The organism is Psychromonas hadalis ATCC BAA-638 (assembly GCF_000420245.1).
In the GTDB taxonomy this organism is placed as follows: domain Bacteria; phylum Pseudomonadota; class Gammaproteobacteria; order Enterobacterales; family Psychromonadaceae; genus Psychromonas; species Psychromonas hadalis.
This window is the reverse complement of sequence record NZ_ATUO01000097.1, coordinates 1-14244: the sequence shown is the minus strand read 5'-3', so window position 1 is coordinate 14244 and position 14244 is coordinate 1. Positions and strand designations below refer to the sequence as shown.

The following is a 14244-nucleotide window of genomic DNA, read 5'->3' as shown; positions in this document are numbered from 1 at the left end:
TAAAACAACCAGTTCCTTAAGGCTTTTTGAAAACAATTTAGCGCAAGTTATTTTGTAACGATCTAAGGATTGGCTTCAACATTACTTGCGATTTTTTTTAAAATAGCCAGTTCCTTAAGGCTTTTGGAAACAATTTAGCGCAAGTTATTGTGTAACGATTCCCAAGAATACTTGATGTTACAAGTCATCCCAAACACTTATGCATTTAACAAAGTCAACATAGGCTAATACCTCGCCCCCAATGCCAACATTGCCAACATTGCCCCCATAACTCACGCTTATATGGAAAGAATTGTACCTACAATAGATTTAACATTTGAAAGGCAATCAGAATTTACAGTGTCAACCTTATGAAGATTTCTCGCAGACCAATCAAGAGATTTCAATTGGTCTGTTAAGATTACCCCTGTCGTTTTTTTACTACCCTCTACAGTTACTTCAAAAGGGTAGCCTTTTGCTTGATTTGTAATAGGACATAACCAAGCAAAACCCGTTATTTTATTGAAGTTTTTTGGGCTCAATACTAAAGCGGGTCGCTTTCCTGCTTGCTCATGACCCGCCTGTGGATTGAAATCTACAATGACAACATCACCTACGTCCGGCACAAAACTCATAAAAGCTCATTACCCTTTTGATCGTTGAACACTAGGTCATGTTTATTACCATCAGTTACTTTCGCTAGTAATTCTTCTAGAGAAGGTTTACAAGGCTCAATAATAACAGTGTGTCCTTTTTGGACTAAGTTAACTTTATCGCCAATATGAAGCGCTAATACTTCTAATATATTTTTAGGTAAGCGAAGCGCCGCGCTATTCCCCCACTTTGATATTGCTACAGACATATTATTCTCCAAGAAACCAAATGTAGATACATTGTATACACGGGAAAGAGTTAAATCAAGACTCATTGCTAAACATCATGATTGATAAAGAGCCTTGCGATGTACCTACAACTCTATGGGCAAATCAGAGACAAAGTCAAAATTATTAGGCGACAATTAACTTGACCGGTCGCATTGATTCACTAAAATTCATACTACCTATATATCGTTGCCTCATCTAAAATCACACTAGTTGTGATTCATTTAATATGAGGTAATTAAATATGATTAAGTCTATGAGTCTAAGTGCCAGAAAGGAATTTTTGGCTAGCATTAAACAAAAATATCATGGCGCAAACTGGATAGAAAAAGGGAAAATACTTGATGGAATAGTAGCTGCTACGGGCTATGAACGAAAATATACCATTCTGTTATTGAATAAAATCGATCTGAATGTTTCACCGAAAAATCGACAGAGAACCCATAGCTACGACGAACAGGTGCGACAAGCTCTACTCTCAGTTTGGTATGCAGCCAATCAGATATGTTCTAAACGTCTAGTGCCATTTTTACCTCACCTAGTAGAAGCGATGGAGCGACATAGTCACCTACGCTTACCGTCTGATGTACGTGAACGTTTACTCAAAATTAGTCCCTCTACTGTTGACCGAATGCTAAAGCCTGAACGAGAAACAATCAAACAATCGATAAGCACTACTCGTAGAGGAAATTTATTAAAGCACCAAATTCAAGTCAGAACATTTGCCGATTGGGATGACGTTATTCCGGGATTTCTGGAAGCTGACCTCGTCGCTCATTGTGGAGGAAATACCAATGGATCTTTTTTGAATACGCTAACATTAGTTGATATTGCCACTGGTTGGTTAGAGTGCATGCCTTTGCTACGAAAAAGTGCCAGAGACGTGATTGATGGCTTACAAGTAGCTAGTGACTTACTTCCATTCCCTATTCAGGGGGTAGACACAGATTGTGGCAGTGAGTTTATAAATTATGAATTATTAGACTACTGCGAAGAAAATAATATCACCTTTACACGGGCAAGAACTCACCGAAAAAATGATCAGGCGCATGTGGAAGAAAAAAACGGCTCTGTTGTACGTCGACTGGTTGGGTATGATCGCTTTGAAGGTTGGAAAGCCTGGGAAGCTTTAGCTAGGCTTTATCGCGTAGTCAGGATGTACGTTAATTTCTACCAACCATCGCTTAAGTTAATTGAAAAAGAACGTGTTGGAGCTAAAGTATCAAAGAAATATGATGGTGCAAAAACACCCTATCAACGCGTTTTACTTTCTGAGCATATTAATCAGTCCACAAAAGAGTCACTTAGGTTAGAATATGAAAAATTAGATCCCGTTTATTTGTTAGCTCAATTAGAATCATTACAAGATGAATTGTGGAAATACTCATGGGATAAAAGAGGTCATGCTCAAGAGAATTATACCGTAACTGATGACGTTATTAAAAAGACATTATCTAAAGAAATACCGGTGATTATTACAGATAGAGTGAATCGTCATTACCATAAGAATGATAAAGTTGACTTCAGAAAACCTCCTAGGACATGGCGAACTCGAAAAGATCCATTTGAGGATGTTTGGGACGAAATACGATTAAGAATGGAGTTAGCACCTGAAAACAATGCTAAAAAAATAATTTTGTGGCTCATGGATAAATATCCTGATGAATTTTCAACAGGGCAAACCCGTACACTTCAACGAAGAATTGCTCAATGGCGTCAAAATCAAGCGAGTCTGGAAGAAAAACTACGAGATTTGATGATCAATGAATCTGAGCCCGCTCTATATTTTAACACTACCCAGGAAAGTGAACTGAATCAGTAGAAGACATCATACTGCTAAAGGAATTTGTAGCCTATTAGGTAGTTTAATTATTACTTACATAATAAGGTAACAAATATTTAGATGTAGTATGATTTTTTAATGAGGCAATACGATCGGTCAAAGTAATTGACGTCTGATAAAATAGATAACCTTTCGCTCATTACCGCGTGAAGTAATATGGTAAAGCGCACCTGCAAACTCTAAACGTAAAGGACGACTCATCACAGCAACCTAAAATAGATATTGATATAACAAACCTAGTTTAGATTGAGTCAATATGCAAAATGCAAGACCTGACCCTCGACCCTCGAAACCGTTGTTTGTAAGATGAAAAGAAAAGGCTCTCGCCGACCAGAATGAAACCAGCTTGGGACACGGGCTTATAGTTCGCTTGGTTGTATTTTTTATCATTGGTAGTCTGGTTCGCAACTCATCAGGAGCATGGGATTTAGTCCATAGCTCGAATATATGTCAGAACGGTTTACTTCAGTAAACCAATGAGTCAAGTAATCGCAAACAGGTTAGTACGGGGATTTTAGAGTTAATGTCATTACGAATATAAGATTGTTTTTATGTTCTAGATTTGTTTGTCTTGACAACGAGTGAGCGTCCATATATGTCCAGATATTTTGGTATGAATTAACCTTTTTGTTTCCATAAAGCTTCAGCAAAAGAGAAATCATCAGGCCAATCAATATCAACTGATTTTATTTTTTCTTGCTCCAACAAAAATGGTTTAATACCGATCCTATCATCAAGTTTTTTGTAGTTATCAATAGATGAAAGAAAAACACCACTATCGACTTCATAAAATGGTTTGATGTTTTGCGTCATTGGCCACTTCAAATCACTCCTGTTATAACTAAGAGGATTAGACTCATCCCAAATAAAACCTTGAAGTTTGAGCACGGTCATTAACGAATCATAATCTAGTTTTAACTTATCAGAATAAACCTCAATAATATGACTATAATCATTTTCATTAATAAATGGTGAGGTCACATGGGTCCACAAGACATGCCCTTCAGAAATAAGAGAAGGGACATATTTGATAAGTTCATCCGTTGTAGTTGAGCTACTCCCTAAATGATCGGGTCTATTATCAACAATAATTCTTGAATCGGCAAACTGATTTGCGAAATCTAAAACGCGCTCATCATTAGATGAAACAACAATAGAATCAATTTTTGAACAAGCTAATAGTTGTTTAAGCTTAATACTTAACAGCCCTCCTTTTATACCAGCGAACAATTTTACATTCTTATCGGGGATGCGTTGACTACCTTTTCTACAAGGTAAAAAGGCGGTTATCATAATACTTCACTCCAAGTTTCTATCATTTTATATCCGTTCACTATCGACAAATCAGAAAGCTCTTTTTTCACATTTGAAAATGGTATATAAGCTATAAAATCAATGTCATTATTTTTTGCAGCTTGTAAGTCAGATATTGCATCACCAAACATTACAGCCTTAGCCTCTTTCTGATTACTAAGTATATTCGCGACTAAATCCTCTTTTTTTGTTGGAGAACCAAAAACATCGACAAAGTATTTATCTAAGCCACGCATCTTAAATACTTCTCTAAGCTCTGCTTGTTCAGAGCCACTTGCAACAAATTTACGACCATTTAACGATGTTATAAACTCAATGAAATAAGGCGTTATTTCTGCCTTTATATATAATTTTTTACATTCTGCAGAAAAAGATTTCAAAATAGATTCTTTTACACTTTCAACCTGACTTTCTTTTAAACTTAAAAAATTATCTATAAAATATTCAACATGATAAAAACGAGACATTCCGAAATTTTCACTGAAATAAGTAACACATTGACTAACTTTGTCCTGATCAAATGAAAGAGATTGAAGCGCTCTTTCCATCGCATCAATTTTTAACTGATTAGAGTCTAGTATCACCCCATCACAATCGAAAATATAAAGATCATAATCAGATATTGGGCGCATAAATAGACCCTTTAGTCATAGGATAAGTGGAGGGAGTAAGCGAAACCACATCACAACTATTTTGATCTTGGTTATACAGATCTAATATAGAAAGCATTTCTTGCTGACGAGGATCATTTTTATCATAGCCATCAAATCCTACAGAGCGAATAGATTTTACCGTAGAGCCTAATAAAACAGCTAGAAGATAGCCGGTTGTAATATCAAAAGGAATTGTTGCATGGGAAGTATTAGATAAAAACGCCCCTTCTTTGATAGCTAAACCATAATCAAGTAACTCGCACTCATTGAATGTAGCCAATTCTTTTTCTGAAAATCGATGTTTAGGTAAAATTATCGGCTTATCTAATTGCTGATATCTATTAGCGTCAGATAAAAATTTTGAGTTGTGTGAAATAACATAATAATCAACTAAATCTGTTGGAATTGATTCGGTGATATTAATTGAAATAACAACGGGATTATTTTCTTTTATATACAATTCAATCGCTGAAGCATACTTATCAACGCTTGGCCCATTTGTCACGATTAAAACATGTTTGTTATCAAATAATGATTGAATAGCATCAGTGCCCGTAACAACAACGTTATTAGTATTAAATGACAACGCGGTATTTAAAATGGCACCATTATATGATGTGGTGCTATCAAGTTTACTTAAATAGTCAATGGCGCCAATAATTTCATCGGTACCATAATGGGTATTCGATAATAGATTTTGGATATAAGTAGGATGAACATCATTTTGTGCACCAAGAAAATAAAGTAAGTTACTGCCCCATCCATATTGCTTTTGCATTGATTCAAAGTGACGAATAACTAACTCATAAATAGGTTTTGGTTGATATTTAGAATCACCTTCTGCGTCTAAAACAGCCAGTAAACTCTCTGTTTGTGTATTACCCGCACCACGCCCCATACCTGTAATAGTTGAGTCTAACCAAGTTACACCAAAGCTTTTTGCTGCTAAGGTATTGTCTAACCCTTTACCCATATTGTTATGGGTATGAATCCCTAATGGACCACTCCACTCAGTTCGCAGCGCTTTAACGATACGCTCAACTTCATCACTATCCATATTTCCTAGAGAGTCGGCAAAATAAAGTACATCTAAAGTACCCCATTCTGTTGCTTGACGCGCTTTATCAGCAATAACCGCTGCCGACTTACCGCCCGCTTGCATTAAATTATAACCGACAATATAGCCCATTTCTTTGAGCTGATTGACTATAGGCCCTGATGCTTCTACTTCGCCAAAATGAGCCGCGATTCTAACTAGGCCAATTTTACTTTGTGAGGCGGGGACAAAAAGTGCATTAACTGCATCTTTAATACTCAATTCTGAAGATAAAATTGTTTTTGCATCAACCATTACTCCGTAAGTCGGCCCTTCATGCAACTCAAGGGTATTAATAAAGGCTTCTGTTGTATAAGCAAATGCACCTAAGAATCCCGTTTTTGGAAAACTACGTAAACCTAATTCAACATATTCAATCCTTGCTTCAGCAACACTTTTTAAATACGCGATTACGACTTCAGGTGAGAAATCCCAATTATTGTAATAACCACCATCTCGAAGTGTACAATCTAAAATATTCATATTACTTGACACCTTCTAAGTATAGATCAGAAAAATCAGGATCAATCTCGGCCATTTTGTGTAATACTGGAGAAAGCTTTTGATTAATTAACTCGATAGTCTCGCGCCTCAATTCAGATTTATATCTACCTGGGTACACGTCAGACCCTTGCCACTTATTACCAATCCACTGATCATTTTCAGCTAAATTATCGACTCTTTCATTGCTGAGTAACGCTAAAAGCTCATCTGTAACTTTTATTTCCATGAAGTCACAAAATTTATTAATAAATGAGTCAAAATCTAAACAAAGCCGAGCATAAGATAACACCTCAATATCAGCGGATGTCGATATATCAAAAGCTTGAAATAAATTATCAAAATACGTAGTTCCAAGTTGACTTAAAACCCAACTATCGATACCTTTGTCAATCATTAACTGTCTACGGTTTAACGTTTCCTCTTCTGTTTCTTTTCCAGAAGTGGGATGAATTAATGCCCAATGGTAGCCATTACAAATTTTATCTCTAGGGTCTCTTATATTGAGGATAAATCTAAATTTTGATTTATCGACATTGGGATTAAATAGAGCAGGGTCATTAAACTGCAAAAAGTGATCAAACTCAGGTAAATCAGCAGAAATCACTTCTGACAACCTATTGTTCATGAAATATTCATGCAAAAAATGCTTCAACTTTAGGTTTGAATTGGAATACTTCAAGCATTTGCTAAATATCCGCCACATTGACGCTGTAGCACTTGTTTGCATAGTAAAAAAAATTGTTGTTCTCATAATATACCCTATTTAAAAGAATTATCTGTATTCGTCGATTTCCGTAAAAATGCAATAAGGACTTATTAACTAAACCATGGTCTCAAATTAATGTATTACAATGATCTATTTAATTTATTAATAGCGATAAACAACGTTATAAACCTTGGCAGTATTCATTCTATTAGAATAAAGGAAAATAAATCATCAAGCCAAAAATTACATATAAATAACTTTAAGCATTTACAAACATTACTAAGTTAGGAAAACTTATCCTATAAATATTATCTACATATAACCTGAAAATAATAATTTATTATCACACATTATTGTCAATATATCTTTTTCACACAGTTCCGTATCAAAGAAATAAGAATAGCCGACGTATCCTCTTTCCTTAGTTTCGGTAAGGTCGGCGCGATATTTATCAGCGATAGCATCACCAATATGTCTTCCATTTATTGATACTTCCAATAATTTTTCCTTTGTCGCCTCAAAAGAGCACCACCCACCGATAGATGAAGGACCAGTTCTCCGAACGTAAAATTTTAAATCACTAAAATGTGATAACTGCATATTGATTAACTTACGAATACTCATTCCAGTCTCTGCTAGAATATAGTTATTGAATTCCTGACTTTCCGTTAGTGATAATATTAATTTTTTCTCATCCTCGCTAAAACCACCATAAACAGTACCTGCTCCACCATCCGTGTAAGTGACCTGAAATTTACAACCTCCTTTTTTAAAACGTGACGCCATCCAACTAAAATCTTTCTTATTAGCTTCGGTTAACTTATTAATGTCTTTAGCAGGTAATAATAATTTATAATTTGGTAAACGTGACAGGTACCTTTCTAACATATTTAGATCCGGCTGGTGCACGTTTATATTTATACGTGAATGCTGAAAGCGATACAAAAACTTTACTGCCAGTGCGCCTAATGAAATATTTACATTATTAAATTGGTGTAACGACAAACCTAACCAATTACAGAAATCTTTTACTACGTCCCCCTCAACTAGATCTTCTTTTGAAAACATCCGATAGTTTACTTTACCAAAAACCAGTTCAAACTTAGAAAGTTTTGACTCGTAGTTAGGGCAGATATTTTGATTGTTAGGTTCCATTGGGCCTGTTTTAATTATCTGTTGAAATGCACTTACCATGAAGGGGATTGGTTCACGCACATAACAATAAACCCTAACTTCACCCACAAACTGTAATAGTTGGGCTTTAAAAGCTTTTAACTCTTCAATTGTTAACTTAACCAATGCTTCGCTTGAAAAAATAATCTCTGTGAAGTCTTCATTTAGCGAGTCATACAGTTTGTCTTTAAAGTAACATACGTTTTTTTTTAACTCACTTTCCAGCAATCCAAATTGAGAAATTTCTGAGTCTACCGCAGGGTCAAAAAGTAAAGCATAAAGCAACGGCCCAGAATGATTCGCAGGTCCTAACTTAGCATAATAAACACCTTCACCTACTTCCCCTCTATTCACCTCTAAATATTCTTGTATACTTGAGCTTCCTGTTTTATGCATACCTATATGTAAATGGCATATTTTATTATTAACTTTAGCTCTTTTCATGTTATTCCCGATAAAACTATGATTATTACCTACAAAATTACCAACTAATACCTTGAGTAAAAACACCTGAGCATTTATACCCACTTTCTGTCACTACATGAGAGATTAGTCTTTCAGTAGCATGCATATAACTACCATCATAAGGTAATGGTTCATCCTCAATAAATTCGTCCCATTTCATTTGAAACAATGGGAGTATTGCTTCGGTTCGTGCCCAGAACATGGTACCTACAGGAAATATATTGGAAAATTGCATTTTTTTTATTTTCATAGCATCACACATTTTATCGGTAAAAAACTTATTCTCCCCCATATCTACACAATGCCGATCTTCTGCTATAACCAATCCGGTTGCATTCTCATTGAATAAAGCGAGTACTTGAGATGCACTGTTTTTATCACCAATCAATGTCTCAAGTAAAAATATTCGCCATGCATCACCAGAGAAATCATCTGTTTCATTAGATACCGCGGCAGACTTTTTACTATGAAAGTGTCCGATCACCTCATAGTTACCCTGCGTCATTTCATCACATAGCTCTTTAAATAGGGGGATAACATCCCTGCCTACATTATCAACTTTTTTAAGTGTTACTTTATTTGCCCCACATGTTGCAAAACTATTTGCAATAATCTCATCATCATCAACTCCAACATGGGTTATGTATAAATCAAACTGTCCTGGTAGATTAGTGAAGTAGCTTGAAAACTCTTCTGCCAAATCAATATAATATAGATGTAAATGAACAGCATACTTAAAATCAATGTTACTTGGATTTATGCTGATATCTTTAATTTTTAAACAATTATGTGTTGTAGGTACTCTGCATATTTTTAATTCTTCATATAAAGGTATTTGATAAATATCATCTGTTCTATTTACTGACAGCCAATGTTTCTCATTAAAGCCAACCTTAGGATTGAATAAATGTACCCCCTTCAATGCTAGTTGAGTATACAAATTCAAGGCGATCTCTTCTGTTTCGCCCATACCAAAGAATTTATAGTCAAATTGTTGAGATGCCCTTATTACCTTTTTAGCTTCTACTATTTCTTTTCTGAACGCACAAGCTTCATCGATAGTCTTTTCTAAAAACTGTAAATACTTATCAAAACAAAGATGTTTTTTCACAATGTCGCGATTCACTTTTATCGTACTTTTCTTTTTTAATTGTACAGTAATAGCCTCTGCTAACTTGAAGGTATCGAGATAGTCTACAATGCTACAATCTGCTTGGTGTTCCTTCATAAATTCAGCACATCCCGTGCTGCCTTCGAAACAAGCCACATGAACATTTTTCTGTAAAGCATCTATAACTACATTTGGAAAGGGATCTAACCTTGATGTCAGGGCAAAAACATCGGTGATTGCCAGAATGTTATCAAGGTTTTTTTGGTGGTCTAAAAATATAACATCATTAATTAACCCTGATTTCTCTATTTGAGTTTGCAGCCAATTTGAATAAGCAAAGTCTGTATCAGGTTCATACCCGGCACCAATCCAGACAAATTTACAGTTGCTTTGGTAACACTCTTTTACTTGTTTTGCCATAGAGATAAATAAATCAACTCCCTTTCTAATTTGTACATACCCGGCACCCAGAATTATTTTTGTGTTATCTTTGTTTTTTATGCCAAGTTTTTTATATAAAGTGTCTATAGAGTCTATCTCACCATGACCTTCAGGAATAAAAGGAAGCTTACCCTGAGGCTTTATTCTAATATGGTTTGGCTCCTCTTTTATTTTATCTAACTCCTTAAATTCTTTAAGCATTGAATCTCTAATAATAGCAGCTGGTACGACAACCCTGTCCGCGAAGTAAGATGTATGAAGTATTCGGCCTTTCCAGTAGTATTCAGAAAACTCGTGAACTAATGATACAGTAGGGATATCCAGTTCATTCGCAGCTTGTAATAGTGGAAACGTTTCAGCTGAGTTACAGATAATCACCTTAACCGGGTATTTACGTATTAGCCAGTTTAATACAATCCGCGCTATATTCGGACCAGTGCCTTGCAAATCACTAATTATCAAAAAACATGATTGTTCAAACGCAGAGTGTAGTTGGCGCTCTTTAAGAACAATATTGACAACATTATATTTTTTTTTCCATTGCTCACTTATATTGTACCCAACTAAAGGGGCGCCTGTAGCAGAAGACTCATGGCAAACCACAATTAAAGTTTCGAAGTTTTCATTATATTCCTCCCCACCTACTTTGATATGTTCAGCAAGGTCAAAATAACCAATCCGTCCTTCTTGCTCGCCGTGCAGGGCATAATGAAATAAAGGGTTAATTTCACTGTCTTTAATATCGGGATATTGCCCGAGGTATAGAGAAGTAATAAAGAACCTAGGTATTTCCAAATCGGAAGATTTCCAATTCATCAAATAATGCATCAGAGGAGAACTAAGCTGATCTTTTAATTGAACATTATTATGCGAATAATATAAGGACCAATCAATCGTATGCTTACTCAATGAATCAAATTCATGTTGCTGAGTAGTGGACAATAAGTTAAATTCATGTTGTTGGCTGGTAGCCAACAAGTCAATAACTTCTTCACTTTTTTGTATGCCCATACGCCCTTCCCCCTTCCCAATTGAAAGGTAATGCATCAATGGGTTAGTTTGTGATTCTGCGATATCTTCATACTTAGAAAGATAGAATTCAGTAGAAAACTGCCCATTAACTACAGGCCTCATAGTTTCCCAATTATTTATATAATGAGAAATTGCATCTTCAGTACTAACCAGTTCATTATCGACAATATATTCTGACCAATCAAGTTGTTCAGAATTCAACACAAAATACTCATGCTGAAGAAGCTTATCATCACATACTTTGTCTTGCTTTATACTCACGACCTCATCATTTTTTATCAGTAAGTTATCCTCTTGGATGGGACTTGTTTTGGTTAGTTTAGTAGACGATATTGGGGTGGTTTTACTCACACCTATTAATAGGTCTACAACTCTTTCATAGTCAGAGCCAGCCTGTTGTATAAGCTGATTAGAGTCAAAAATAAAATATTCACCAGGGTCCTCAATATTAACTCTTGTATTCCTATTCCCCAAATTTAAATGATGCAGATTAGTGTGTTTTACTTTAGCTTTCATTGTAAAACCATAGCATTCAGGAAAGGAGCTTGGGGCAAAAGCTTTTGCTAGATCATTTCTCTTATAGGTGACGATATCAAAGCCTGATTTTTCACCATTAATACTTAGCTCATAATCTTCACTGGCAGTTTCAATATGCCTCTTAGATTTTTTTTCATAATACCAGCCGGAAAGAACTATTGTTTCATTAGCAAAGTAAATATGATCAACGTGTATAGATGACTTTCTTTTTAAACGGTTTAAAATATTACGTATCATTTTCGAGTATTTTCCATTAATTGGTTATCGATATAGCTAAAAACATCCATAGATACCCTTTGTGCTTTATGAATAATAAGCTTTTCGACATTAACTTTATTATTTAATACATCGTAAGAAGGTTTGTTTGTTACACGATCAATGAAAACCTCCCCTTTAAACTTATCCCTGACAAAGTTTACTATTTCCTCTAAAGAGTGACTATCCCCACTACCAATATTAAATATCCCACTGCAATTTTGTTCAATTAACTCCACGATTGAAAATGCCATATCGTCGGCATAAATAAAATCTCGAATAGGGTTACAATCTTGGTAATAGGAAAATTTTTTCCCTGAAATTGTTGAATGTATCAATACGTCAATAAAACCATGCATGGTCTTTTTCTCATTTCCATAAGGGTTTGTCACCCTACAGCACAAATAATCAAACTGATTCGATTCACTTGCTTTTTCAAGGTACAGTTCTTCAATTACTTTTGCTTTACCATACCAAGAAATCGGCAGTAAATTACTTTCTTCTGTATGAGGAGCATCGACCTCCTCCCCATATACAGTACCCGCTGAAGATATTTGAACTAGTTTTGATATATTCCCGGCTTTTAGCAAAGATGACAGTGTTACTGCATTTTCCCAAATCGTATTTAATGTTAATTGAGGATTTTCTTCAAAGTCTTTCGGTTTGGCCGAACCCAATGCATTAATTACAACATCAGAGCGTTTAAAAATATTAATCATTTCATCACGATCTGACAAGTTAAGCTTCTTAATTCTGATATCATCACTAATATTCCTTGAAATACCAATCCACGAAATATTTCTTGCTTCTAACTCTTTCGCAATTGCACTTCCTAAAAATCCAGTTGCGCCCAAAAGACAAACTGAAAGATTATTGTTTGTCATTATAATAACTCCTTCCACCAATCTTCATTCCCCAAATACCATTCAACCGTCTTTCTAATCCCAGTCTCAAAGGACTCTACAGGCTTATACCCCAACTCCTTATTAGTCTTAGTCGCATCAATCGCATAGCGCCAATCGTGACCGGCTCTATCTTCTACAAAAGTGATTAGGGACTCAGCTTTGCCGTTAATTGCAGAGATAGCCTGCGGATATTTGGCCTGCAAAGCTTCAGAGGAAAGGTTCAAGGTACAAGGTGCAAGGGAAGAAACGTCAAGAGCAGTACCATTGAAATATTCATTCATCAGCTTACAAACCACTTTCACAATATCAATATTTGCCCACTCATTATGGCCACCGATGTTATAGGTTTCGCCAACTTTGCCTTTATTTAGCACTAACTCAATACCACGCGCGTGATCTTCTACATATAACCAATCACGAATCTGCTGACCATCGCCATAAACAGGCAATGGTTTATCAAAAAGAATATTAGTAATAATTAACGGAATTAACTTTTCAGGAAAATGATAAGGACCATAATTGTTTGAACAATTTGAGGTAGTAACATTTAAACCATAAGTATGATGATAGGCACGTACTAAGTGATCACTGGCTGCTTTACTTGCTGAATAAGGCGAGTTAGGTGCATAGGCAGTTTCTTCAGTAAAAGCGGGGTCGTTCGGCCCCAGCTCACCGTACACTTCATCAGTAGAAACATGATGGAAGCGATGCTTAAGTGGCGCTTCACCCTTCGCTTTTGGCTCATCAATCCAGATTTTTTTAGTCGCTTTCAATAAGCTGTAAGTACCGATGATATTGGTTTCAATAAACGCATCGGGACCAGTGATTGAACGGTCAACATGCGACTCTGCAGCAAAATGTACTAATGTATCTATTTTGTGTTCTTTTAATAACGATTCTACTAATGCTGTATCGCAAATATCACCGCGAGCGAATACATAATTAGGATTGTCTTCTACAGACGCTAAACTGGCACGGTTACCCGCGTAGGTTAATGCATCCAAAACGACTACTTTGTCTTGTGGGTTGTTTTCTAGCCAATATAAAACATAGTTTGCGCCAATAAATCCTGCGCCACCTGTTACTAACAAATTTCTCATTTCGTTCCTCAATGAAGCTATCAGTTCTTAGCTGTTAGCTTTCAGTAAAAATATTTTCAAGTTCAAAAGCAATTAACCACGAAGGCACGAAGTTTTGGAAGAAAAACCTAAACCTAAGTTCTTGGCTTTTCTTCGTGTTCTCTGTGTAGCTCAAGCGGCTTCGTGGTTATGCTGTTTTTTATTTACTTGTTGTGTCTCTTTGCACTCTTTGTTTCGCACAATCAAAATCTTTAACCACGAAGGCACGAA

Annotated in this window: 11 protein-coding genes; 1 reads left to right on the top strand and 10 read right to left on the bottom strand. The window is 35.7% G+C overall.

Features of this window, described 5'->3' with window-relative positions:
* Positions 1-278: 278 nt before the first annotated feature.
* Both mazF and G322_RS0112410 read right to left on the bottom strand, forming a co-directional pair.
* Entirely contained in the window at positions 279-614 is a 336-nt protein-coding gene (gene mazF / locus G322_RS0112415) for an endoribonuclease MazF (protein ID WP_022942093.1), read from the bottom strand.
* On the bottom strand, positions 611-841 hold the full coding sequence (locus G322_RS0112410; protein ID WP_022942092.1) for an AbrB/MazE/SpoVT family DNA-binding domain-containing protein: 231 nt from the start codon (positions 839-841) through the stop codon (positions 611-613). The genes mazF and G322_RS0112410 overlap by 4 nt, the downstream gene beginning before the upstream one ends.
* 302 nt (positions 842-1143) lie before the next feature.
* Between G322_RS0112410 and G322_RS20680 the strand changes: the two genes are divergently transcribed.
* Positions 1144-2682 carry an integrase catalytic domain-containing protein gene (locus tag G322_RS20680; protein WP_169337486.1) on the top strand — a complete coding sequence of 513 codons (1539 nt, stop codon included), beginning with the start codon at positions 1144-1146 and terminating at the stop codon, positions 2680-2682.
* A gap of 639 nt (positions 2683-3321) precedes the next feature.
* Here the strand turns inward: G322_RS20680 and G322_RS0112395 are convergent.
* From G322_RS0112395 to rfbB, 8 genes are all read right to left on the bottom strand, one after another.
* Positions 3322-3996: an acylneuraminate cytidylyltransferase family protein gene (locus tag G322_RS0112395; protein ID WP_022942090.1), complete on the bottom strand. Its 675-nt coding sequence runs from the start codon at positions 3994-3996 to the stop codon at positions 3322-3324.
* Complete coding sequence (locus G322_RS0112390; protein WP_022942089.1) at positions 3993-4649, bottom strand: HAD family hydrolase; 657 nt, start codon at positions 4647-4649, stop codon at positions 3993-3995. The genes G322_RS0112395 and G322_RS0112390 overlap by 4 nt, the downstream gene beginning before the upstream one ends.
* The gene (locus tag G322_RS0112385; protein ID WP_022942088.1) at positions 4633-6249 is read right to left on the bottom strand and encodes an aldolase catalytic domain-containing protein; all 1617 of its coding nucleotides are present in this window, start codon (positions 6247-6249) and stop codon (positions 4633-4635) included. Before G322_RS0112385 ends, G322_RS0112390 begins: the two co-directional genes overlap by 17 nt.
* 1 nt (position 6250) lies before the next feature.
* Complete coding sequence (locus tag G322_RS0112380; RefSeq protein WP_169337485.1) at positions 6251-6895, bottom strand: sulfotransferase domain-containing protein; 645 nt, start codon at positions 6893-6895, stop codon at positions 6251-6253.
* Positions 6896-7288: 393 nt separating this feature from the next.
* Positions 7289-8593 (bottom strand): hypothetical protein, encoded by a 1305-nt coding sequence (locus G322_RS0112375; protein WP_156873961.1) that lies wholly within the window; start codon positions 8591-8593, stop codon positions 7289-7291.
* A 37-nt stretch (positions 8594-8630) separates the two neighbouring features.
* Entirely contained in the window at positions 8631-11972 is a 3342-nt protein-coding gene (locus G322_RS20675) for a rhamnan synthesis F family protein (protein WP_022942085.1), read from the bottom strand.
* Positions 11969-12874: an NAD-dependent epimerase/dehydratase family protein gene (locus G322_RS0112365; RefSeq protein WP_022942084.1), complete on the bottom strand. Its 906-nt coding sequence runs from the start codon at positions 12872-12874 to the stop codon at positions 11969-11971. Before G322_RS0112365 ends, G322_RS20675 begins: the two co-directional genes overlap by 4 nt.
* Complete coding sequence (rfbB, locus tag G322_RS0112360; RefSeq protein WP_022942083.1) at positions 12874-13995, bottom strand: dTDP-glucose 4,6-dehydratase; 1122 nt, start codon at positions 13993-13995, stop codon at positions 12874-12876. Before rfbB ends, G322_RS0112365 begins: the two co-directional genes overlap by 1 nt.
* Between the last annotated feature and the right edge of the window lie 249 nt (positions 13996-14244).

Excerpts from the sequence above, each read along its gene's own strand:
- mazF (WP_022942093.1), bottom strand. The coding sequence starts at position 614 with ATGAGTTTTGTGCCGGACGTAGGTGATGTTGTCATTGTAGATTTCAAT.
- G322_RS0112410 (WP_022942092.1), bottom strand. The coding sequence starts at position 841 with ATGTCTGTAGCAATATCAAAGTGGGGGAATAGCGCGGCGCTTCGCTTA.
- G322_RS0112395 (WP_022942090.1), bottom strand. The coding sequence starts at position 3,996 with ATGATAACCGCCTTTTTACCTTGTAGAAAAGGTAGTCAACGCATCCCC.
- G322_RS0112390 (WP_022942089.1), bottom strand. The coding sequence starts at position 4,649 with ATGCGCCCAATATCTGATTATGATCTTTATATTTTCGATTGTGATGGG.
- G322_RS0112385 (WP_022942088.1), bottom strand. The coding sequence starts at position 6,249 with ATGAATATTTTAGATTGTACACTTCGAGATGGTGGTTATTACAATAAT.
- G322_RS0112380 (WP_169337485.1), bottom strand. The coding sequence starts at position 6,895 with ATGAACAATAGGTTGTCAGAAGTGATTTCTGCTGATTTACCTGAGTTT.
- G322_RS0112375 (WP_156873961.1), bottom strand. The coding sequence starts at position 8,593 with ATGAAAAGAGCTAAAGTTAATAATAAAATATGCCATTTACATATAGGT.
- G322_RS20675 (WP_022942085.1), bottom strand. The coding sequence starts at position 11,972 with ATGATACGTAATATTTTAAACCGTTTAAAAAGAAAGTCATCTATACAC.
- G322_RS0112365 (WP_022942084.1), bottom strand. The coding sequence starts at position 12,874 with ATGACAAACAATAATCTTTCAGTTTGTCTTTTGGGCGCAACTGGATTT.
- rfbB (WP_022942083.1), bottom strand. The coding sequence starts at position 13,995 with ATGAGAAATTTGTTAGTAACAGGTGGCGCAGGATTTATTGGCGCAAAC.